Here is a 20570-nt window from a genome sequence, read left to right as displayed (position 1 = left end):
TTATTAGGGATGTTCAAATGGAAGCGCTAGCCGTTTTGTGCGCAGCACTATTGCACGCCTCATGGAATGGGATGTTAAAGCACAGTAGTAATCAAACCCGCTCATTGGTTTTAAACAGAGCTGTAGCAGCGAGTGTTGGTTTACTCTTTATTTTCTTTTTACCGCCTCTTAGTCCGGCAGCATGGCCCTATTTGCTGGCCGCTAGCGCCATTCATTTAGTTTACTTTTTTAGTCTTTTAGGGGCATACCGCTATGGCGACTTTTCGCAGGTATACCCTGTTTCTAGAGGATTGGCGCCAATATTTATCCTAGCTTTAGGTCTTGTCTTTGGGTTTGATACGATGTTGGCCCAAGAGATCGTGGGTGTTATTTTGGTCAGTATCGGCATATTGTTGCTCGTGAGAAAAGGCTTTGTAAACAACACAAAACCTTTGGCATATGCCTTACTCACCGCAATTTGCATTACAGGTTATTCTGTTTCTTCTGGACTGGGTGTTCGTATATCTCAAAATTATTTGGTGTATATCGCCTATCTGGAATTTATTTCGGGTTGCCTCTTCGTTTTTAGCGCATTGCTCACGCAAGGTGATAAATTGCAATGGCAAACCCTGTCTGCAAAATCAGCAAGCATAGACTTTGCAGCAGGATTAATGGCATTAGGCGGATTCGGCGTGGCACTTTGGGCAATGTCAACGATTCCCATCCCTACCGTTGCCGCCTTGCGCGAGACCAGCGTTATTTTTGCGATCTTTATCGCGTGGTTTGTGCTAAAAGAACCTTTAGCAAAAGGCCGTCTAATTGCTGCACTAGTCGTTTTTAGCGGAATAGTGTGCATATTTTTGACATGACAGTGGTAGGCTTACTGGGTTCGCTTATTTTATCGTTCTTTCATAAACGATTTTGCTCGTAAACTTGCGTTTTCTCTAATGTTCATATGGAAAATTGCAAAATTGACACCGTGCATAGCGTGATCACTCATCAAGCCTAGCGCTGCATATTGACTATGTGTCGGATCATTCACATAAAGCAAACCATCCTTACGTTTTGCCCCTGTAAATTTCGTTGTGATTAGTGGCTCATCAAAATTTGCTTTTTTATTCATTAAACTATTGTCCAATACATACTGTCCTGAAATTGAATCTGCCCCCAGATGTAAGGCTTTGTCAGCGTAGCGATCATCTTTTGTCCATGTTAGTGGATTCACACAAATCGCATCTTGTGAAAAAGGTACGATGAGCTGCCCTCCACCGTCACCGATTGTTTCCCAATGAACTAGGCACTTTATTGTATGCGCTGCTTTACATACAGAGAGATAAACTAAGGAATCTACAAACTTTTGCGAAATTGGAGAAAACGCATCACCCAATACGAGATCCCATAAATAAGCCTAATACAACCGCAATCCCGAAAACAGCATAAGCTAAGTTCTTAAAGTAAAGAGCTACTTTATAGTAAGTGTGCTCGTTATCTCTCTTATCATAATGGTCAACAACTTCTGCAATCATCATTATCGATGCAAAAACGATTGCCACGAACATTAGAATGGCCGGTATACCTGTTAATACAATACTTATCCGTTTTGCGAGAGGAACCCAAAGTTCATTTACATGCAAGCCATAGCCACCATATAAAATAATACCCACCGAGAATAGGGCGTTAGTTACCCTGTTTTTTTTCGGTATTTCATTTGGGATGTAGTTTCCTTCATCGTCGTATTGTGGCTCAGGAGGCAAACATGTGTATGAGGGTTTTGACTCTTCATTGGGGCGATCCATGTTCGACGATTCGTAAGCCTTTGTAGTGAGTTGAAAACCTGTTTCCGTTTCAACAATAAGGCCTTTTTCCTGCATGAATTTACATATTTTTTGAAACCTTTCTGGGTAGTTTTCCCTATCGATACTTTCGTAAGCTTCCAATAATTCCAAATGAGAATAATTCGTGTAATTAGGACCATCCGACATAAAAAATTGCTCCATTAGATACGATTCTTGACTCCCTTCCCAAGCCGATTAGTTTGGGTGAAAACTGAATAGGGGATAGACTGAAATATGAGGCACCGCCTTTTCATGCAAGAATAACAAACTACCCATGGTATGTCCGCTCAAGACCAATTCATAGCCAAGCTAGACAAGATTAATTTCCAATCTCGGTCAAAAACGCAACTTGACGTTTAAGTTGGATGCTTTGTTTATACCCCCAAACAAAAACACCAGCACAAATAAGACTGCCTGCCAAAGCAACACCTGCGACCAAATAGTGCTTAAACTCTAGCGGCTTGTTTAGTGCCACAAAGCCAATCAAACCGATTAAGAACAACATTATTGTAAGGACAATCAACCCAACGATTCGGCAAAATGACAAGTATTTCAGGTTGTTTTTGGATTGCTCAAGTAAAACCGTTACATGGCTTTGTGTACTGCCTGTTGATATATCAATAAAACGTTTTGACGATAAAAATGTGTAGACACCTACGGATATCGCTATGACTAAAAATACTGAATATAAAATGATATCAGCGACAGAGGGTAGCCCGCTATACATCTCAAAAACAACATAGATAGCTAGGGCAATACTGGCAATTGAATTCGCTAGTACCTCCATTTTTTTATGCCGATGTTGTTTTGTTATTTGGGCGATCAACACCTTATCAGAAGGTATTGTTTTGTCGATGCTTGTATCGTTTATCTTCCACGTTTTCACTACACCGTCCCATGTGTTTGCTTGATGACTCATTGTTGTTTCTCCATTAATTGAATAAGTTTAGTTTTGGCTCTGTTTAGTTGCACCCCGACATTTGTCTTGGATAGCCCAGATATTTCCGCCATGTCGCTGTAAGAAAAACCCTCTAGTGACAAGGTAATCAATTGGCGTTGAACGATGGGCAAGAGCCTAATTTTGCTGATCACATGCTCTGCTGATTTCAGAGTAATAATGTGCGCTTCTATGTCACTTTTTCGACATTCAACACTTTCAAAAAGCGCTGCGTGACTTTTCGTTCTGCTTTCTTTAGCAACATGACTCAGTGCTTTGTTGTACGCAACCCTATAGATAAATGTATGCAAAGTACTTCGCTCTCTAAAAAAAGCTAAGGCTTGCCATATCGCTAACAGCATGTCTTGCAATAGATCTTGTTGAACAATAGGGTCGGCTTCAAACGTAGCAGCAACTTTAAACAAGGATAATCTATGCTTCGCGACAATCGATTCGAAGTGCTTTTGGTAGTTAGACATGCGCTTCTCTGGCTCACAAAACTGTGAGCGACTGAATATTATTCACGCCGCTATCGGATGGTCGAAGCTTATCCGGATATGTCTTTGTTGCTTGCCTCATGTGACTTGTATTTTCCATAATATTTGTATGTTGTGATTGATAGTTTGTTAGTAGGTATCGTGGAATATTTATTACAAATATTTTTATTTATTTGCTCTGAAGATTGATAGCTACTTATATCAGTTTCAAGACTATGAAAGGCGTAAGGTGTTGGCGGCAATTCAATAGCGGCATTGACCGATTAAATCAGCGCTCGCGTTATCGTTTTTCCATGCTGTAACTCGTCTGCACTTGGGACTTCAAATCGGGTTTCCATAAAGTCAAACATTTGCTCTGTGACCTCAAAGGCATAAAGTTTTGGATCTTTTTCGGTATTGCGTTTTGCTACTTGTTGCTTACGTATATTGGTATCCACGTTTAAATAATGTAGCTCTGCTTGTACGCCTATGGACAAACCTTTATCAATAAATTGTTGCCGCTGTGCTCGTTCCGTAAATCCTAAATCTAGGATAACATGCCCGCCAGTCTGTAAGATCTGACTGGCGGTTTGCCATATTTGGTCGTAACAACGATATACGCGTTCAATCATCCAGTCGTAGTTTGGATTTTTGATATCTGTATCTGGGACGAATAAGGTTTGCATCCAAGAGTCAATAGAAAAACATACCGCTTGTATTTGCTCCGCTTGTGCCAAGCTATAGCTTGTTTTTCCAGCCCCAACTTGCCCAGTGACTAAGATCAATCGAGGTTTCGAGATGACTTGTTTCTTGACTTCTGACATGGTTAATACATCCTGCGTAATAGGTTGGCTAACTGCTCACCTTGCTTAGAAGTAAGCTTTTCAAACAATTGATTCGACGTCTCGTTCACTGCAGTTTCAGCTTCTTGATAAATCTTATGACCACTAGTGGTCAGTTTTACCAAACTTACTCGGGCGTCACGAGGGTTTGCGGCTTTTTCGACTAAACCTATTTTTTCCATCGGAACTAACATACGAGTAATCCCTGAAGCTGTTAGACTCACTTTTTTAGCGAGTTCGACACGGCTTAAACAGTGCTTGGGCGCTGAAACTAGTTGGTTCATGACTAAGAATTCACTAAAGCTAATACCATGCATATTGAGCTGGCCTTCTATGTGTTTGCTTAGATTGTTGTAGGTGTCGCCAAGTTGGACGACTAACTCGGAATTTTGAGATAAAGCCATAACAAATTAACTTAACATATAATTGATTAATCAAGTATTGATCAATTATATGGGTTTGTCTAGAGCAAAAGTTTATGGTTTGATGTTGTTGGCCGCTGCTGTTGACAACATGCCATCGTTATTTGTATGAGTACTGAACAACTGCTCATTACGTACTGCGGTCGTTCGATTTAAATTGTGTATTGGTGCGCGTTAAATGTGACTAGATTCCTTATGAAGTCTTTCTGCCTATCGCTCTCGTCCTCATCTAAATCGTTGATTGCCCACAATACTTCATCTGCATAGACAAGCAAAAGCATACTTTGCCAGCTTTCTTTTTCAATTTCGGTCATTTGAATATGTTTTTTATAACCTGAAAGAAACAACTCCCATTCTTCTGGCGTAAAAACTCTGTTTGGAGCGGAGTCTTCACATGTGTGAAAAAGAAGCAACGCTAGCGATAGGTCAAATATTCTTGGCACCTTCCCCGCGTTGTCGGTATCAATTAGAACGGGTTTGTTAGTCTGATAAACTAAATTACTGGCTTTGAAGTCCCACGTGCAATCAGAAGTCGGAAGTTCCTGTCTTGCTAGGTTACTAAACCTTTTCGATGCTTCTAGTGCTATGGCGCGAAATAGCTTTTGACCTTCATGCGAATTAAATTCTGTTGGGTAACACTTCGAAATTATCTGAATGTCTTCAGCAACCTCATCATAAAATTCGCCATCATAGTTTTCCCACGAAAAGCCATGCTCGAAAACACTGTCAGATGTAGCATGAATTCTCCCAAGCAACTCACCTGCGCCGTGTATTTGCTCTTCGTTAGCCTGATATTTATTCCCTTTTATAAATGGGTAGACAACCCAATTTTCCGTTCCTATCGAATGATAGAACTTCTTCTTGAACGCTATTGGGAGAATTGTTTCAATTCCGCTACCTTTTATAGTTTGTTGCCAAGTTAGTAGATTTGCAAGTCTATCTGTTTGCTCTTTGGTTCTTTTGATTATGACTTCTTCAGTGTCAATTATGCTCTTATATACAGGCGCATATTTGTATATAGATTTGGTGTCTTTCTTTAAGTCGAAATACTCAAAAACGTCCATAATTCTCCATCTTAGCTTCTGGCTTTTACAATTAGTTTTTCTCGCAAAAATTGAAATGGCATGCGGATTTCATTAAAGCGAGAAAGATAATGCACTTTAGATGCATTTTTCATCGCTCACAACAAGGTAATTTATTTCAACGAAAAAGAGATCGCACACGCACACGCATCCAAACCAAAAAACTTGATCTAAATCAAAAACCTTTTATACTTTCAGAAAATATTGAATCTTCAGAAACAAACATTATGCAAATGACACCGATGATCGAATCTTTTGTATTTCACTTTGGTGAAATGGGCAGCCGTTGGGGGTTTAATCGCACTGTCGGCCAAATTTATGCGCTTTTGGTTTTGAGCGAATCAGCGTTAAGTGCAAATAAAATTGGTGAGTTATTAGGCATCTCTCGCGGCAATGTGAGCATGGGCTTAAAGGAATTACACAGTTGGCAATTGGTGCAAACCACTTATAAGCAAGGGGATAGGAAAGACTATTACCAAACCAAAGGCAGTATTTGGGACATGGCTAACAAGGTTTTTGAAGAGCGACGCAAACGCGAAATGGATCCTACCTTATCGCTATTAAGGGATATTTTACTCGATGAACCGGCTAACTCTCAAGAAGCCCATGCGCAACAAAAAATACACGAAATACACGATTTACTCGAAAACATCACGCATTGGACGCAAAGCTTGCAAACCTTATCTCCTGAAAAGCTCAATACCTTAATGAAGCTTGGCTCGGGTGTAGGAAAGGTACTTGACTTAAAAGACAAGCTTATTCAAAAAAAAGCGGAGTGAGCGCAATCAATAGCGCATATCGGGGTAAAAAAATTCTTAATTTACCAGAGGTAATCAATAATGGACGTTTTGCTGCTATCGCGGATCCAGTTTGCCGCAAACATTAGCTTTCATATTCTGTTTCCAACCATCACCATCGCCCTTGGTTGGCTACTTTTTTATTTTAAAATCCGATTTGATTTGTCTAAGCACCCCGTCTGGATGCGTGCCTATCGGTTTTGGGTAAAGGTATTTGCGCTTACCTTTGCTTTGGGCGTGGTGAGTGGCATAACCATGTCATTTCAATTTGGTACCAATTGGCCCGGATTTATGGAAACCATTGGCAATATTGCTGGGCCATTGCTGGCTTATGAAATTTTGACTGCTTTCTTTTTAGAAGCAACCATGCTTGGCATCATGTTGTTTGGTTTTAATCGTGTGCCTGCTTGGGCTCACACTCTGGCCACGTTCTTGGTGGCATTGGGGACGAGTATGTCTGCCTTTTGGATCCTCGCATTAAACTCTTGGATGCACACCCCTGCAGGCTTTGAAATGAAAGACGGCGTTGCACACGCTACTGACTGGTTGGCTATTATTTTCAACCCCTCATTTCCGTATCGCTTAACACATACGCTACTGAGCTCTGCATTAACCGTGTGCTTTTTAGTCGCAGGTATCAGCGCATACCGCATTTATCGAGGCGATAACAAAAAAGCACCTCGACTCAGTTTAAAAACTGCGCTCTTTACTGCGGCAATACTTGCGCCAAGCCAAGCCTTTGTGGGTGATTTACATGGTCTTAATACTTTGCAGCACCAGCCTGCCAAAATCGCTGCAATGGAAGGGGTATGGCAAACACAAAAAGGCGCGCCTCTTGTGCTCTTTAGCATACCAGATGCTGAGACTAAAACGCATCGCTTTTCGATAGAGATACCCAAACTCGCCAGTGTCATCCTAACCCATGATCCAGAAGGAGAAATAAAAGGTATCGATGCATTTGCCGACGCCCACCCGCCTGTAGTACCCGTGTTTTTCAGTTTTCGGGTGATGGTTGGGATCGGGTTAGTGATGATTATCCTAGCTTGGTGGACAAGTTATTCATTATTAAAAAACAAGCGCTTATCCACAACACAACTTAAGCTTGTAATGGCAATGACGTTTTCAGGTTGGCTTGCGAGCTTAGCGGGTTGGTATGTCACTGAAATAGGGAGGCAACCCTACTTGGTTACTGGTGTTCTTAGGACAGCTGACGCAGTGACAACAATAGCTGGAGAAAACGTGGCGCTCACGCTCGTCGCGTACTTGACTATCTATGCAGTACTATTGGTCGCTTACATATCCACCCTTTTAAACCTTGCACGTAAAGCAGTGAATGTAGAAGAGTACGACTTAAAGATACCCGGCGTACCGGAGACAAAGGCGTATTCAAATCCCAATGTTCAAAGAGGAGCGCAACTATGATGGATTTAAGTCACCCTCAACTGGCTATCATATTTGCCAGCTTAACCGCCTTATCCATATTAGTATATGCCATACTCGATGGTTATGACCTAGGTGTAGGTATTTGCCTATCGATGAGCAAGGAAGAATGGCGAGACACCGAGATCGCCTCCATTGGACCTTTTTGGGATGCTAACGAAACTTGGCTAGTACTGGCTGTCGGTTTGCTGCTTGTGGCATTTCCGGTCGCGCATAGCGAAATCCTAAGGGTATTGTATTTACCCGCCTCATTATTACTCATTGCATTGATCTTACGCGGGGTTGCCTTCGACTTTAGAGCCAAAGTAAAGCCAAAAAATAAAATCCACTGGGATATATGTTTTAAAGTTGGCTCTATTTTGGCCGCATTTAGCCAGGGCTTTATGCTAGGTATCTATATTATGGGATTAAAATACAACATATGGAGCAGTCTATTTGCCGTATTTAGCGGTGTGTGTGTCATCGCAGCCTATGCACTTATCGGTAATACTTGGTTGATATTGAAAACCTCTGGTGAACTGCAAAAACGGGCGATACAGCGCAGTAAACAAGCAGGCATAGTGAGCTTTATTGGTATACTCACAGTGTGTTTGGTCAATCCTTTAGTAAACGCAAATGTCTTGGCTGTGTGGACGCAGCTGCCAATGGCCTATTTATATGCCGCAATTCCCTTGTTGTGCTTTGTCATGTTTGCCTTGGGATACGCGGTACTCAAGCGCTTACCTCTAAAAAACGACAGTGGTGCTTGGTTGCCATTTTTGATGACTAGCATAGTATTTGTAAGTTGTTTTGTCGGCTTGACCCTAAGCTTTTACCCTTATGTCGTACCGAACACGCTGACGATATATCAAGCTGCCAGTGCTAAATCCTCACTTGAGATCATGCTCTACGGCACTCTCGTTGTGGTGCCAATTATTGTTATGTACACCTTTATCGCGTACTACGCATTTAGAGGAAAGGCCGACACCCTAAGGTACTATTAGGCTTTTTTACTGATGGACAAGACTGGCTGCATTTGATTCCCAGTTTTGTCCCTCGAATTCGAACCTAGCTTTTTGACAAGGGCAACTGCCTTTGTGCTTAACATACACCTCAACTTATGAAGCTTGTTAAGTATATTGCCCATTAATCCCTAAAAACGGCATTTATACTATACTTTTGACTAGTACAAATTATTGGCATAAGTCACTGTTATTGTTTCTATATTGATACACAAGCCATAAAACCAAAATTATTTTACTTTTTTTTAAAACTAAGCAATTAAAGAAATTCATAAAATACACGGTAAATATTAAGTAATTGATTTTTATTTGTTTATCTATTTTATTCAAGTCTCATCTTGACTCGATAATTTACACTTAAGTATAGAATTTTCCGGTTTTAAGGCTCAACCAAAGTATAAATATATCTACACGTTTTTTTTCAGCTTATACATAGTTATTTCAGTTAATACTTTCCTATCAAAATCGGAGTGCTTAAATCCGTCTCGCCTTCAAACACAAATATGAACTTGAGGGAACAAACACACAATTTTGAAAAAAGGATATTAATTATGAACAAATTTAAATTAGGTGCTTTAATCACTGCTTCTTTAGTATCGACTGCTTCTTTCGCGGCAAGCGAAACATTTAACGCAAGTGTGACAGCCGCTGCGGATGCCACTATCACAAACTCTACCGCTATCGACTTTGGCACCGTGCAGGTTGCGTCTGGCTCGGTTTGTACGATGGATGCCGCCGGTGCTGTGACAGGTGATTGTGATGCTTCAGCCGCTGAGATTGCACTAGGACAAGTGGACATCTCAGGTCTACTCCCTAATACCGGCGTAACAGTCGAACTCACATTTTCAGCAGGCACTAACGTTACGTTTGTTCCGTCTTTTGACATCAACAATGCAACCACAACTTCAGACGGTCATGCTTCAGCTGACGGTGCAATTAGTGTAACCACTGATGGCTCAGGTACCGATTTACTTATTGACGTGTACGGACAGCTTACTGTTAACAACACTTTGACTCCAGGCGCAGACGAAACTGCACCTTATACAGTAGAAGTATTATTTAACTAAAGACTGTTGAAGCTATTGAGTGGCATCGCGGCTCAATAGCTTTGTTGCATCAGATAATAAAAAAATGGAGTAATGCTGCCATGTTACTTACAAGATTTTGTGCCGTCATCTGCGTATTGGTAACACTCTATGCAGGGACCGCATCAGCTAATTTGGCAATGTCAAAAAACCGCTTAGTGTTTGATAGTAATCAACGTTCAGACGCACTTCAATTACGCAACACCGGGTCGGTTCCAATGTCTTTTTCGACAGATTTGCTCTTGGTTGAGATGAACCAATTCGGCGCTGTTAAGAAGGTTGACACACTCGCCAATTCTGCAATCGGAATGGTGCGTTTTTCACCAAAGCGAGGAAGCTTACAACCAGGTGAAAAACAAGTGATTAGATTTTCGATTCGACGCCCAAGAGATCTAGTTGATGGCGAGTACCGTGCGGTATTCAGTATGAAAAGTTCACCCGACCTGCGCGCAGCGGGCTCAATCTCACTCAAGCCTACGATGAGCTATAACATGCCCTTGATCGTTAGGCATGGTGAAGTGCACGCCAAAACCAGTTTGCAACGACCACGACTTGTGAATGTAGGAGACACGCCTCACGTAGAGTTTTGGCAAACTTTAGACGGCAATCGTAGTTTGTTCGGAAATTTCATCATCACAGACAACACTGACAAAGAAGTGGGTGTATTAAACGGTGTGGCGGTTTACACATCACTTGCCGAACGTCGTATAAGAATACCGTTAAATATAAATAGCGCCGCATCAAAAATAAACATCGAGTACCAAGAAGTAGCAGAGTTTGGTGGCAATCTGCGCTCAGCAATTGATCTCACCTTATAACAAGGTAAAAAGGAATACTCTTTGCAGCATGGAAGCTCATGGAAGCAATTTGGTAAAGGATTACCGCTGTTTTTTGTGTTAACAATCTTTTTGTTTGTTTATGCCCCCCTAACCAATGCCTGCCAGACTCAATTCAATTGGCAAAAAGTAAAGGTCAATGAAGACGATGTGTTGTTCATGGTTGTGCGTGTAAACAACCGCCCAGTGTTGGACAGCGTCGATGTATATGCTGTCAATGATACCCATCTTGTTGCAATTTCTCAGTTACCTGAAGGCTTTAACCTGCCTTGGCGTTTGTCTTTTGAGCCCTATCAGCTTTGGTCAGAGTATGATGAGACGTCGCCGCTATCTTGCGATTTTGTCGTTGATTTTACAACTAGGCAGGAAACCGAAACAGCATATTGGTATGCCGATGATTTTGATATTTATGTCGATATTAAGGTAATAGCCAAACTGTTAGAGGGGATAGCGACAACAAACTACGAAGTCATGCAGTTAAACTTCACCAGTTCATACGAACGCTTTGGCTTACGTGATAGAAACCAAAGCGTTGCCAATGAACGATCCTACACTCCCCTTGAGACTATGCCTTTAGTCGCGGATGAATATCAACTTTTTACTCTCCCGCGCCTTAATTATCGACTCGACGCACGTCGTCAAGATAAAAAAAGTAGTATTGCGCATAGTGCACATCTTAATGCTTATTTCGACTTGGCATATATGGCCGCGGACTATCGTCTCAGCAATACTAAAACAGATACTCGTCAGTTTTTGCGTTTAAGTAAAAATTTTCTAATTGATGATAGCTTTACTGACTACAAACAAAGTTTAGAAACAATAAACGATCGCAGTATTAAATATGAATTTGGCGATATATCTTTGCAAGGTGACGAGTTAGTTAGTACTTCTTTACAAGGATTGGGTTTTAATACATTTAGCTTTTCCCAAAATAAGCGAAGGAATTTTTCTACTATTCGAATAGAAGAAACCGTTTTACCGGGTTGGCAAGCCCGTTTGTTTCGAAATGGAGAATTTCTTGAAGAGGCGGAAAGCAATGACAACAACCAAGTTGTATTTCTTAATGTACCGACATTTTTTGGACGAAATGAATTTGAAATTAGCTTACTTGGTCCTGAAGGCCAAGAGGAGACGCGAACGCAAATTGTCAACGTCGGTCAAGAACAGCTACCTGCTGGTAGTTTTGATTTTCGTGTATATGCAGCAGATGCGGCACAACGTTTACTCGACGGCAAAATACTTGACAAGAATGAAAGACAAATAGGTGTATCTGGTTTGGTCGGAATAGGCCACAACACAACACTTAGCACGGATTTTCAACGTATAGAACAAGATAGTGGATTTGTTGACTATGGAACGCTTGGGCTGGATATGCGTATTGGTGATCATGCCATTAGAGTGCGACATGCCAATCAATTTTCAGGTGGGTACGCAAACTTCTTTGGCATAAATAGCCGTATTTCAAAAAACATTAGCGCAAATGTGCAGCATACTTCCCTGCATAATTTTACGAGTAATAAATTTCGAAAGACGATAGATTTTACGCAGGAAACAAAAGCCAGACTAAGTGTGAAACTCGGCGACAAAAAGCCATTTACAACAAACGCGAATCTATCTAGAAAGCAACGAAAAGACGGAAGTCGACAAGTTTCAGCCGCCCTTGGCGTATCACAAAATCACCACGGCAATACTTATTCCACTAAGTTATCGTATTCTGAAAACAAAGGTACGAAGGAAGTTGTTCACGATATTTTTGTCAGTCAACGACTTGGCAATACTCAAATTAGTCATTCTTTGTTGTGGCAACCCTTTGATCGCATCGGCATTGACAGCTATCAAGCCAATATCCGCTGGCCAAATAAACTGCGCAGTTTTCAACAAACACACTTTAGTTACCGAGCAAACAATGCGGAAAAATTTACGCTTCGTCATCAGGCCAGCTGGCGACACAAACTATTCAACTTAAAAGTAGGGGCAAGCATTGATAGTGGCGGGCACTGGAATGTCAATATGGGGATCTCCGGTGACCTGTATTACAACAAGCCCAAGCGGCGACTTCAACTGAGTAGACCGAGAGGGGCGACTGCTGCAAGCATCGATGCGTTTGCTTATCTGGATCGCAACCGAGATGGTCACTTCAATAATGACGATGAAGCACTAGCAGAAGTCGGCTTTGAGGGCTCTCACAATTGGGCAGAAAAGCTAACAGAAAAAAACGGTAGGGTGCAACTTTTTACTCACAACCGCTATCAAGAAATTGGCGTTGACGAGAGCAGTTTGCACGATCCATTTACGGTACCCGCAAAAAAACCCGTATTAGTCGCCACCCATGAAGGGGGAGCAGCAAAAGTTGCTTTTCCAGTGGTCAGCGCAAACGACATCGAAGGTGCAATTATTCAAGAGAAACAGGGTGAAAGTCGTGGCTTAGCAGGACTGACAGTGAAACTACTAGAAATAAATGGTAGTAATCACTATACCAGCATGACCGAAGTGGATGGCTTTTTCTTTTTTACTAAAGTCCCACCAGGCAAGTATTTGTTGCAACTCGACGAAAATAAATTAAATGATTTCAAGCTGGCAAAGCCGGAAAACCCAATATATGTCGTTGCCCCCGAAGAAGGCGATATTGTCTCGATAGATGACATTGTCCTGATCGGCAAAAAGGAACAAAATATCGAAGCTTTGTCTCGACTGAAAGCGGAGTCTGCACCTTACAATGATTTACAAAAGCTAGCATTTCTAGCCCTGAAACCTGCTATTCAGCGCAGTCTCGACGCCATCAAATATACCCGTATAGATAAATCGCCCTTACTCGCGTTTAACGACCTTAGCTCAAGCCAAAGCTTTGGGAGAAATACACAAGTAAGTACCAACTAACTTTTACGATCCTACTGAGTAATCCCGTGTGCAGTCAACATAAATGCAGTCTCTTCCGCCGCATCGCGCAATCGACCGTAACGACCACTATTCGCAAAATGCCCCGCGCCCATATTTATACGCATGACCAATAAATTAGAATCGGTTTTATTGGCACGCATTTTTGCAGTCCATTTAGCCGGCTCCCAATAGGTCACTCTAGGATCATTTAGCCCACCTGTCACCATCATAGGAGGATATGCTCTTTTTTCAATATTGTCATACGGTGAGTAGCTTTGAATGAAACGGTATGCTTCAGCATCTTCGATTGGATTGCCCCACTCTGACCATTCTGGCGGAGTCAACGGCAAGCTCGCATCCAACATCGTATTTAGCACATCTACAAATGGTACACCTAACGTGACAGAGCGCCACAATTCAGGCGCTTGAATAACAATGGCGCCCATCAATTCTCCCCCCGCACTGCGCCCTGAAGCAGAGATATTTCCCTCTGCAACGTACTTTTCTGCAATCAAATATTTCGCGACATCAACAAAGTCATTGAAAGTATTCGTCCGCTTATCTAGTTTGCCGTCCAAATACCACTGATGCCCCATCATGTCGCTTCCACGCACATGCGCAATAGCAAAAGAAAACCCTCTATCCAATAGACTCAAACGAACAGTAGAAAACCTAGGTTCAACACTGACACCGTAAGCGCCATATCCATATAGGTGCATTGGGTGACTTGCATCTTGCTTAAAGTCTTTTTTATAAACAATACTCACCGGAACAAGGGTGCCGTCTCTGACCGGTGCCATCAGTCTCTTAGTGATGTATTGAGATTTGTCATACCCAGAAGGTATTAGCTGCTCTTTTTTCGTAATGAGTGATTTACTTTCAATGTTATAGTCAAAAATAGTATCGGGCGTAATCATTGATTCATAGCGCAGACGAACAAAATCTTGTTCAAACTCACTATTGTTGCCAAAACTTGCGACAAATACATCTTCAGGAAAGACCACATCATGCGCTTCTCCTGAGTACGAGCGCACGATAATGCGCTTTTTACCTTTTTCACGCGCGGACAACACCATAAAATCTTTAAACGCGGAAATGTCTTGCAGATACAAGTCAGTGCTTCCCTCTATTACTGACTCCCAATTTTCATACTCAGTTTGCTGATCAGAGACCCTAGCTAAACGAAAATTAACATGCTTGTCATTGCTCAAAATGTAGAAATAGCCATTGGCATGGGTCGTAGAGCTAAGCATATTTTGCGAACGATCAATTAATACCTGTGGTTCAGCAGCAAGGTTATTTGCTGGAACAACACGCGTTTCGGTCGCCTCACTATTACCGGTAACAATGACTAAGAACTTTTCACTACGAGTAGTGTAGAAGTTCAAGAAAAATGCATCATCTGTCTCGGTATACAGGGTGATGGTATCAACAGACGATGATCCAAATGTCTGCGCTTTTATGCTTTTCGTATACCATCGTTCTGGGTGCAACTCGCCAAAGATTAGCTGTTTACCATCTGCACTAAACGCTATATCGCCATTTGTGTCGTTTATACTCGTGTCGATCACTTCGCCCGTGGCAATGTTTTTGACCACTACCGAATAACGCTCATCACCATTGGTGTTGTATGTATAGGCAAGCAGTTGATTGTCTGGGCTAATATCCCAGTCTCCTAACGAAAAATAATCGTGCCCTTTTGCCAATTCGCTAACACTTAAAAAATCAATGATTTCGCCTGTTTCAATATGTTTACGCGAATATGTGCGGTATTCTTCTCCGGAGACAAAACGCCACGCATATTCGTAACCATTTTTTATCCAAGGTACGCTGCTGTCTTCTTCATTCACCCTCGATTTGTATTCCTCAAAGACCTTATCTACCAATGGCGCAATGGGCTCTAAAAATGTTTGGTAATACGCATTTTCTGCATTCAAATAATCCAGTACAGCTTGATCATCCACCGTTGGGTAGTCTTGATCTTTCAGCCAATGATAAGGATCACTTAACTGTGTTCCATGGTAATTGGCTGTATACGGGATTTGCTTTGCAAGTGGCGGGGTGATGCTCAGTGCTTGCAATCTGTCTAATTTAGTCACGTCTGATGTTTCGTTTTTGGTTGCGTTATCTGGTGCTGGGCTACATGCGGTTAAGACAAACATCGTCGATACCGCCAAGCATGACCTGAGGTAGTTGAGTAACATTACATTCCCTATGATTATTATTTTACCTTCTTTTGTCCCTACAATAGCATTTATAAACAGCGCAGCTCAATACGCCAAAGCAGATTCACAATAAAGAAAATGACATGAAAAAGGGTTACTTAAAAACTGCAAGTAACCCTTTTTAGTTGGGAATCAATCTGAAGATTTATGATCGCTTACATTTTTCTGCGAATAGAAAGTGCCACTAGCCCTAAACCAAGTAAACTCAAGCTCATAGGTGCGGATACTTGCACTGATGAACCAAATGAACCGTCAACCAGCTCTTCACCAAAGAAAGCATCAACCAATACGAGATTCTCTAATGCAAAGTCTGCAATGCCGTCAGACAGCGCAGTGAATTCAAAGCTAAGTAAATCCACTACACCGGATGTGGGCAACAAAGGTGCGGTAAAATCAAGATTAAACACTTCAACCAATAAAGCGTCTACAAAGCTTAAGTCGTCAACTACTAAGTCATAGTCATTAAAACCGTTGAAGTCATCATCGATACTTGCATAAGGACCCGCTAAAGCCGCACCAGCAAAAGAGACCAAACTAGGGTCGAACACTAGATCTAGACCAAATTCGTAAATTTCATCCAAACGTGTGCTGCTATCAAAGTCAAAGGCGACATCGAGCGTAATGGTGTCACCCACATTCACGCCCGATGCATTTGAGGTAAAGACCAAGCCCGCTGATGAGCTAAAGCTCATCAGGGTGATTAAACTAGCAATTAATAGGTTTCTCATTTGTTTTACTCCGCACAACGAGTTTTAGTACATAGGGTCTGGAGGGTTCTAGCATCTTCTCTGCTCACCACTCCATCACCGTTAAAATCATATTCTGCGCGCACTGCCGAAGGATCTCGAATCAGGCGAACAAAGATAGCAAGATCTCTTCTGTCCACATCTAAGTCACCATCGAAGTCACCTTTGACGCCAAGGGAAGGATCAAGAGGGTAGTCGTCCACATCATCTGGCACGTTGTCACCGTCGTCATCTTGATCAACCGTATCAGCGATACCATCACCATCTGTATCAGCTAAGACACTTATTGGGAATATCGGCGCAATATTATAGTCTTGTCCACTGCTTGTTCCCATAATGGCAAACAGGAAGTAGAAATCGCCTTCTGGCAATTCAGACGATGGCAACACACCGGCTAAAGACAACTCAACAGAAGATGTACCGGACTGCGAGCCAATAACAGATGCATCATCAATAATGATATCCTGAACGACACCAAAACTTGCATTCAAGTGACGGAAGAAATAACGGATACCGCCAAATTTCTCATTTACGGTTTGCCCAGGGCCTGCCTCATAGGAGGTTTCGATAGTCACAGTTTGACCCACTAATAAATCCGCTGTGAAAACACCGCCGTTGTTTAAATCTAATGAAGGCTCTGCAGCGGGTGCAACCACACTAATTGGGAATACAGGATCTATCGTATATTGCGTGCCATTGGAGTCAACAAATCGGGCAAAGAGGAAATAGAAGTTTCCTTCTGGCAATTGATCACTGGGAGGTACACCATCGAGTGATAATTCAACAGACGAGGTACCCGTTTGTTCGCCCACTACACTAGCATCAAACGCAATATAATCGTTCACCACACCAAAACTGGGGGTGAGTTCGCGTAAGAAATACTGAATTCCGCCTACCGTATCAGACACTTCTGCATTTTCTCCGGCGCTAAATTCAGTCGATATACTCATGGTTTCGCCTGATACAAAGTTTGTCGTCGCATAACTTTGCGCATCAACTAAGCTGATAAATGGTGCGGGTACTTCGACTTCGCCTTCTACGATATTTAATGGGAATGCCGTCACATTTTGTGTTTCACCATTTGAGGACTCAAATTGAACAAATAAGAAATAGAAGTTGCCTTCTGGCAAATCCGCGGTGGGTGTTGCAAAATCCAATGGAATATCAACAACAGATGTGCCACGTCGGGTGCCTATTACAGATGCATCAAATACAATTATATCTTTAACTACCGATGCAAAACCCGCTGTTAACTCACGAAGGAAATAGCGAATACCACCAACGCCATCTGTTACCGTCTCACCAGTACCTGCATCGAAGTGAGTCGTCACAGTGATTACCCCATTATTTGCAAATTCAGTATTTACATAAAACCCTGGGTCATCCAGTGTGATACTCGCGCCCACAGGCTCTTCAACGCTTATGATCGCTTCTGCGCTAAAGTTGCCTACTTCACTTGTTGCTGTAATCACTACTTCTCCAGCAGCAATAGCAGTAACGACACCGCTTTGGTCGACAGAAACAATACTTTCGTCGCTGCTCGACAAGGTATAATTTTGATTGGAGGCTGAAAACGGTAAAACTTGTGCGTTAACTTGAGCAATCTCGCCAACAGCTAAAATCTGTGAACTCGGTGCGATTGCGATACCCGTTACTTCAGTAGGCAAATCACGGACATCAGTACTAAAGTCAAATACTTTCAGAGCCATACTTGCCACGTGGCCAGTACTGTCTGGAAAACTAACTGAAATAGCATTGTTTTCTTGTAGAAGTTCGTACGGAACTTTAACTTCTAATAGACTAAAAAACCTATCGCGCTCTGCTTGATCATCACCTGAATAATAAACCTCATTGCTCAGTTGTGTGCCGTTTACTGAAACAACAGGCGTCAAAGATAAACCATGGTCGCGACCCACAGCAAAGCGTAAAAATGCTTCGCCATGTTGATTTGTTTCAACACCATTAATGTTGAAGCTAATTGGACTATTTGCTGAGATTTCTTGCAAATACGTAGTGGCATAGTATTTAGATTCTGATGATTCTTGGTCTATTTCGATATCAGAAGCAAACGTATAAGTAATAATCGCGGTAGCTTCTCCACCTAGTTCGATACTCGCCGGTGCAGTAGCCGTATTTTGCTCATCGAGCACTGGTGCATTGATATCTAGAAATAGGTGTTTGATTTGGACATTTTGAAGGACATTACCCTCAGCGCCAAAAGTTTGTAAAAAGACTTGCTCAGACTCACGAGACAAATTGCTTAGTATTAGATAAACCTTATTGTCTTTTACGTAACTATCTACCAAAACGTTAGGGTTGGTAGAGGTAGTATCAACACGCGTACCTTCTACATCAGACCATAGTTCATAAAATTTAACCTGCTCTGTGAAAACCCAATGATCGCCAGTTTCGTTTGGTGCTTCATGAGCTTGACGCAATAGGCGCCAAGGATAGGGGTTCCCGTCTACTGTTCCCCAAGGCGCTTTTACGACGATAAATGGCAAGGTCTTTAGCATTAAGTCGGGGCGATCCATAAACTGCATCAACATAGGACTCATTGCTTTCATAAAATGCCAATCCCGCACAGGTGACCAGCCTTGGCTTTCTAAGGTATGATCACGACCACCATACTCAGAAATAACCCAAGGTTTCTGCGTATTCAAGACCAGCTGGCTGTAATGCTCCATCATATCCATCGTGGCTTCTATACGACCACCTTTGAAATAGTTGACCGTACGAGCATTCCCTAGAGAATTAAAGTCATACAAATGGATAGAAAAGAAATCCATATGGTTACCACTGGTATCGATGAATAATTTCATTCTCTCTGCCCAGCGCGCAAAATTTCTTTCTTCAAAAACCGGGAAAGCTGTTGTGTACCCACCGATCAAGACATCGTCGTTAAAGAGACGAATATTGTCTGCTACGTCATTGTGGAACTGAAATACGTCAATTGGAGGAGTATCGCCTCTGGTTGTCAGTTCGTACAAAGGTTCGTTGAGCACTTCCAAAATCTTCGGGCGTGGATGACCTTCCGTCACGCTTTCGCCTTCGTTTCTGTAGAACTCATTGAGGAAACGCCCCATGAATTCGCCTACCGCATCAGCACCGCCAATTTCCCAACCTTCATGCGCTGCACAACACGGGTTAGTTACATGTACGGGCCAGAAAGGATTTACTTGTCCGCCAATCATGACATCACCGTAATCATCATACAGATGACGGCTAGCTTGGTTTACGCCATACAGTGTTTCTCGCCAATATTGACCTTGATTTTGAATCCAAGTCGGATCAGCAAAACCCGGACGATTGGGATCTTGCTCCGCTTGGTTAATATTCCAAGGCATAGCCCCATTGTCTCGTCCAAAGTAAACATTCAACTCGCGAATAAGGTAATCGAGTTTATCTTCGTCACCATTCCAATCATTCTCACCGACTGACGAGTGCACAGTAATAAATTTGCTTCTATCAAACTCTGAGACACCATTTTTACTGTGTTTGGTATCAACATTAACAACTGTCTCTGTTTGAGCAAAAATGATTAAAGGCATCAAAGTGATACCCGCTGCAAGAACCAAACCTTTGGTTACGCGCTGCATTTGCGAATCCTCCCAATTAATCGATATTAAAAGCTATACATAGGTATGTAAAAACTTGTCTATTTTAAATAATCCACAATTAATTGTTAACAATTTATAACAATTATGTTTATTTGATGAGAGTTTTTAACAAATTTTAATAGGTAAGCTATTGATTAATTGATTTATTATTTTTTGTTTTTTTTTGATGTAAAAATCTATTATCGAACAATAATTAATCTTTTATTTACAATGCTATAATTTTTATGTGTAATTTTATTTGCTTAGCAGAGTGTTTGTTTTTGAATTGAATAAAATAACTCCAGCCTGAGACATTTGCCTTCTGACTGACATCCCGCACCCATTTTAAGAATAAATTTGTTGATAGTGGTAGCCTAGGCAGTTGACGATA

The 20570-nt window shown here is 41.8% G+C and carries 17 protein-coding genes; 7 read left to right on the top strand and 10 right to left on the bottom strand.

Going from position 1 to position 20570, the window contains the following annotated elements; genetic code table 11:
- The first annotated feature begins 17 nt into the window (after positions 1–17).
- Positions 18–848 carry an EamA family transporter gene (locus ACFOHL_RS07340; RefSeq protein ID WP_376919568.1) on the top strand — a complete coding sequence of 277 codons (831 nt, stop codon included), beginning with the start codon at positions 18–20 and terminating at the stop codon, positions 846–848.
- Between the two features lie 29 nt (positions 849–877).
- Here the strand turns inward: ACFOHL_RS07340 and ACFOHL_RS07335 are convergent, their stop codons facing one another.
- The 7 genes from ACFOHL_RS07335 to ACFOHL_RS07305 form a co-directional block, all read right to left on the bottom strand.
- Positions 878–1366 carry a hypothetical protein gene (locus ACFOHL_RS07335; protein ID WP_376919567.1) on the bottom strand — a complete coding sequence of 163 codons (489 nt, stop codon included), beginning with the start codon at positions 1364–1366 and terminating at the stop codon, positions 878–880.
- Positions 1359–1961, bottom strand: coding sequence for a hypothetical protein (locus ACFOHL_RS07330; RefSeq protein ID WP_376919566.1), 603 nt, complete (start codon positions 1959–1961; stop codon positions 1359–1361). The genes ACFOHL_RS07335 and ACFOHL_RS07330 overlap by 8 nt, the downstream gene beginning before the upstream one ends.
- Positions 1962–2133: 172 nt before the next feature.
- Positions 2134–2733, bottom strand: a complete 600-nt coding sequence (locus ACFOHL_RS07325) for a hypothetical protein (RefSeq protein ID WP_376919565.1) — start codon at positions 2731–2733, stop codon at positions 2134–2136.
- Positions 2730–3230 carry an RNA polymerase sigma factor gene (locus ACFOHL_RS07320; protein ID WP_376919564.1) on the bottom strand — a complete coding sequence of 167 codons (501 nt, stop codon included), beginning with the start codon at positions 3228–3230 and terminating at the stop codon, positions 2730–2732. Before ACFOHL_RS07320 ends, ACFOHL_RS07325 begins: the two co-directional genes overlap by 4 nt.
- Before the next feature lie 281 nt (positions 3231–3511).
- Positions 3512–4051, bottom strand: a complete 540-nt coding sequence (locus tag ACFOHL_RS07315) for an AAA family ATPase (RefSeq protein WP_376919563.1) — start codon at positions 4049–4051, stop codon at positions 3512–3514.
- A gap of 2 nt (positions 4052–4053) precedes the next feature.
- Complete coding sequence (locus ACFOHL_RS07310; RefSeq protein WP_376919562.1) at positions 4054–4473, bottom strand: MarR family winged helix-turn-helix transcriptional regulator; 420 nt, start codon at positions 4471–4473, stop codon at positions 4054–4056.
- A 170-nt stretch (positions 4474–4643) separates the two neighbouring features.
- Positions 4644–5555 (bottom strand): phosphotransferase, encoded by a 912-nt coding sequence (locus tag ACFOHL_RS07305; protein ID WP_376919561.1) that lies wholly within the window; start codon positions 5553–5555, stop codon positions 4644–4646.
- A gap of 245 nt (positions 5556–5800) precedes the next feature.
- Between ACFOHL_RS07305 and ACFOHL_RS07300 the strand changes: the two genes are divergently transcribed.
- The 6 genes from ACFOHL_RS07300 to ACFOHL_RS07275 all read left to right on the top strand — a co-directional run bounded on the left by ACFOHL_RS07300 (position 5801) and on the right by ACFOHL_RS07275 (position 13609).
- Positions 5801–6352, top strand: coding sequence for a GbsR/MarR family transcriptional regulator (locus tag ACFOHL_RS07300; RefSeq protein WP_376919629.1), 552 nt, complete (start codon positions 5801–5803; stop codon positions 6350–6352).
- Between the two features lie 57 nt (positions 6353–6409).
- Positions 6410–7792, top strand: a complete 1383-nt coding sequence (locus ACFOHL_RS07295; protein WP_376919628.1) for a cytochrome ubiquinol oxidase subunit I — start codon at positions 6410–6412, stop codon at positions 7790–7792.
- A complete protein-coding gene (gene cydB / locus ACFOHL_RS07290) occupies positions 7789–8793 on the top strand; it encodes a cytochrome d ubiquinol oxidase subunit II (protein ID WP_376919560.1) in 1005 nt (334 codons plus the stop codon). Before ACFOHL_RS07295 ends, cydB begins: the two co-directional genes overlap by 4 nt.
- A gap of 569 nt (positions 8794–9362) precedes the next feature.
- Positions 9363–9878 (top strand): hypothetical protein, encoded by a 516-nt coding sequence (locus ACFOHL_RS07285; protein WP_376919559.1) that lies wholly within the window; start codon positions 9363–9365, stop codon positions 9876–9878.
- 80 nt (positions 9879–9958) lie between these two features.
- Positions 9959–10714, top strand: coding sequence for a hypothetical protein (locus tag ACFOHL_RS07280; RefSeq protein WP_376919558.1), 756 nt, complete (start codon positions 9959–9961; stop codon positions 10712–10714).
- A 21-nt stretch (positions 10715–10735) separates the two neighbouring features.
- Positions 10736–13609 (top strand): hypothetical protein, encoded by a 2874-nt coding sequence (locus tag ACFOHL_RS07275; RefSeq protein ID WP_376919557.1) that lies wholly within the window; start codon positions 10736–10738, stop codon positions 13607–13609.
- Between the two features lie 11 nt (positions 13610–13620).
- Here the strand turns inward: ACFOHL_RS07275 and ACFOHL_RS07270 are convergent, their stop codons facing one another.
- The 3 genes from ACFOHL_RS07270 to ACFOHL_RS07260 all read right to left on the bottom strand — a co-directional run bounded on the left by ACFOHL_RS07270 (position 13621) and on the right by ACFOHL_RS07260 (position 20179).
- On the bottom strand, positions 13621–15813 hold the full coding sequence (locus ACFOHL_RS07270) for a S9 family peptidase (protein WP_376919556.1): 2193 nt from the start codon (positions 15811–15813) through the stop codon (positions 13621–13623).
- 176 nt (positions 15814–15989) lie between these two features.
- The gene (locus tag ACFOHL_RS07265; protein ID WP_376919555.1) at positions 15990–16562 is read right to left on the bottom strand and encodes a hypothetical protein; all 573 of its coding nucleotides are present in this window, start codon (positions 16560–16562) and stop codon (positions 15990–15992) included.
- 5 nt (positions 16563–16567) lie between these two features.
- Entirely contained in the window at positions 16568–20179 is a 3612-nt protein-coding gene (locus ACFOHL_RS07260) for an Ig-like domain-containing protein (RefSeq protein WP_376919554.1), read from the bottom strand.
- Positions 20180–20570 lie beyond the last annotated feature (391 nt).

The sequence above is a fragment of the Agaribacter flavus genome, assembly GCF_042646125.1.
GTDB lineage: Bacteria > Pseudomonadota > Gammaproteobacteria > Enterobacterales > Alteromonadaceae > Glaciecola > Glaciecola flavus.
The sequence above is the reverse complement of the archived record's forward strand: the minus strand, read 5'-3'. Positions and strand labels throughout refer to the sequence as shown.

Bases quoted from the DNA above. Each gene is read 5' to 3' on its own strand.
- ACFOHL_RS07340 (WP_376919568.1), top strand. From the start codon at position 18: ATGGAAGCGCTAGCCGTTTTGTGCGCAGCACTATTGCACGCCTCATGG.
- ACFOHL_RS07330 (WP_376919566.1), bottom strand. From the start codon at position 1,961: ATGTCGGATGGTCCTAATTACACGAATTATTCTCATTTGGAATTATTG.
- ACFOHL_RS07325 (WP_376919565.1), bottom strand. From the start codon at position 2,733: ATGAGTCATCAAGCAAACACATGGGACGGTGTAGTGAAAACGTGGAAG.
- ACFOHL_RS07320 (WP_376919564.1), bottom strand. From the start codon at position 3,230: ATGTCTAACTACCAAAAGCACTTCGAATCGATTGTCGCGAAGCATAGA.
- ACFOHL_RS07315 (WP_376919563.1), bottom strand. From the start codon at position 4,051: ATGTCAGAAGTCAAGAAACAAGTCATCTCGAAACCTCGATTGATCTTA.
- ACFOHL_RS07310 (WP_376919562.1), bottom strand. From the start codon at position 4,473: ATGGCTTTATCTCAAAATTCCGAGTTAGTCGTCCAACTTGGCGACACC.
- ACFOHL_RS07305 (WP_376919561.1), bottom strand. From the start codon at position 5,555: ATGGACGTTTTTGAGTATTTCGACTTAAAGAAAGACACCAAATCTATA.
- ACFOHL_RS07300 (WP_376919629.1), top strand. From the start codon at position 5,801: ATGCAAATGACACCGATGATCGAATCTTTTGTATTTCACTTTGGTGAA.
- cydB (WP_376919560.1), top strand. From the start codon at position 7,789: ATGATGGATTTAAGTCACCCTCAACTGGCTATCATATTTGCCAGCTTA.
- ACFOHL_RS07285 (WP_376919559.1), top strand. From the start codon at position 9,363: ATGAACAAATTTAAATTAGGTGCTTTAATCACTGCTTCTTTAGTATCG.
- ACFOHL_RS07280 (WP_376919558.1), top strand. From the start codon at position 9,959: ATGTTACTTACAAGATTTTGTGCCGTCATCTGCGTATTGGTAACACTC.
- ACFOHL_RS07270 (WP_376919556.1), bottom strand. From the start codon at position 15,813: ATGTTACTCAACTACCTCAGGTCATGCTTGGCGGTATCGACGATGTTT.
- ACFOHL_RS07265 (WP_376919555.1), bottom strand. From the start codon at position 16,562: ATGAGAAACCTATTAATTGCTAGTTTAATCACCCTGATGAGCTTTAGC.
- ACFOHL_RS07260 (WP_376919554.1), bottom strand. From the start codon at position 20,179: ATGCAGCGCGTAACCAAAGGTTTGGTTCTTGCAGCGGGTATCACTTTG.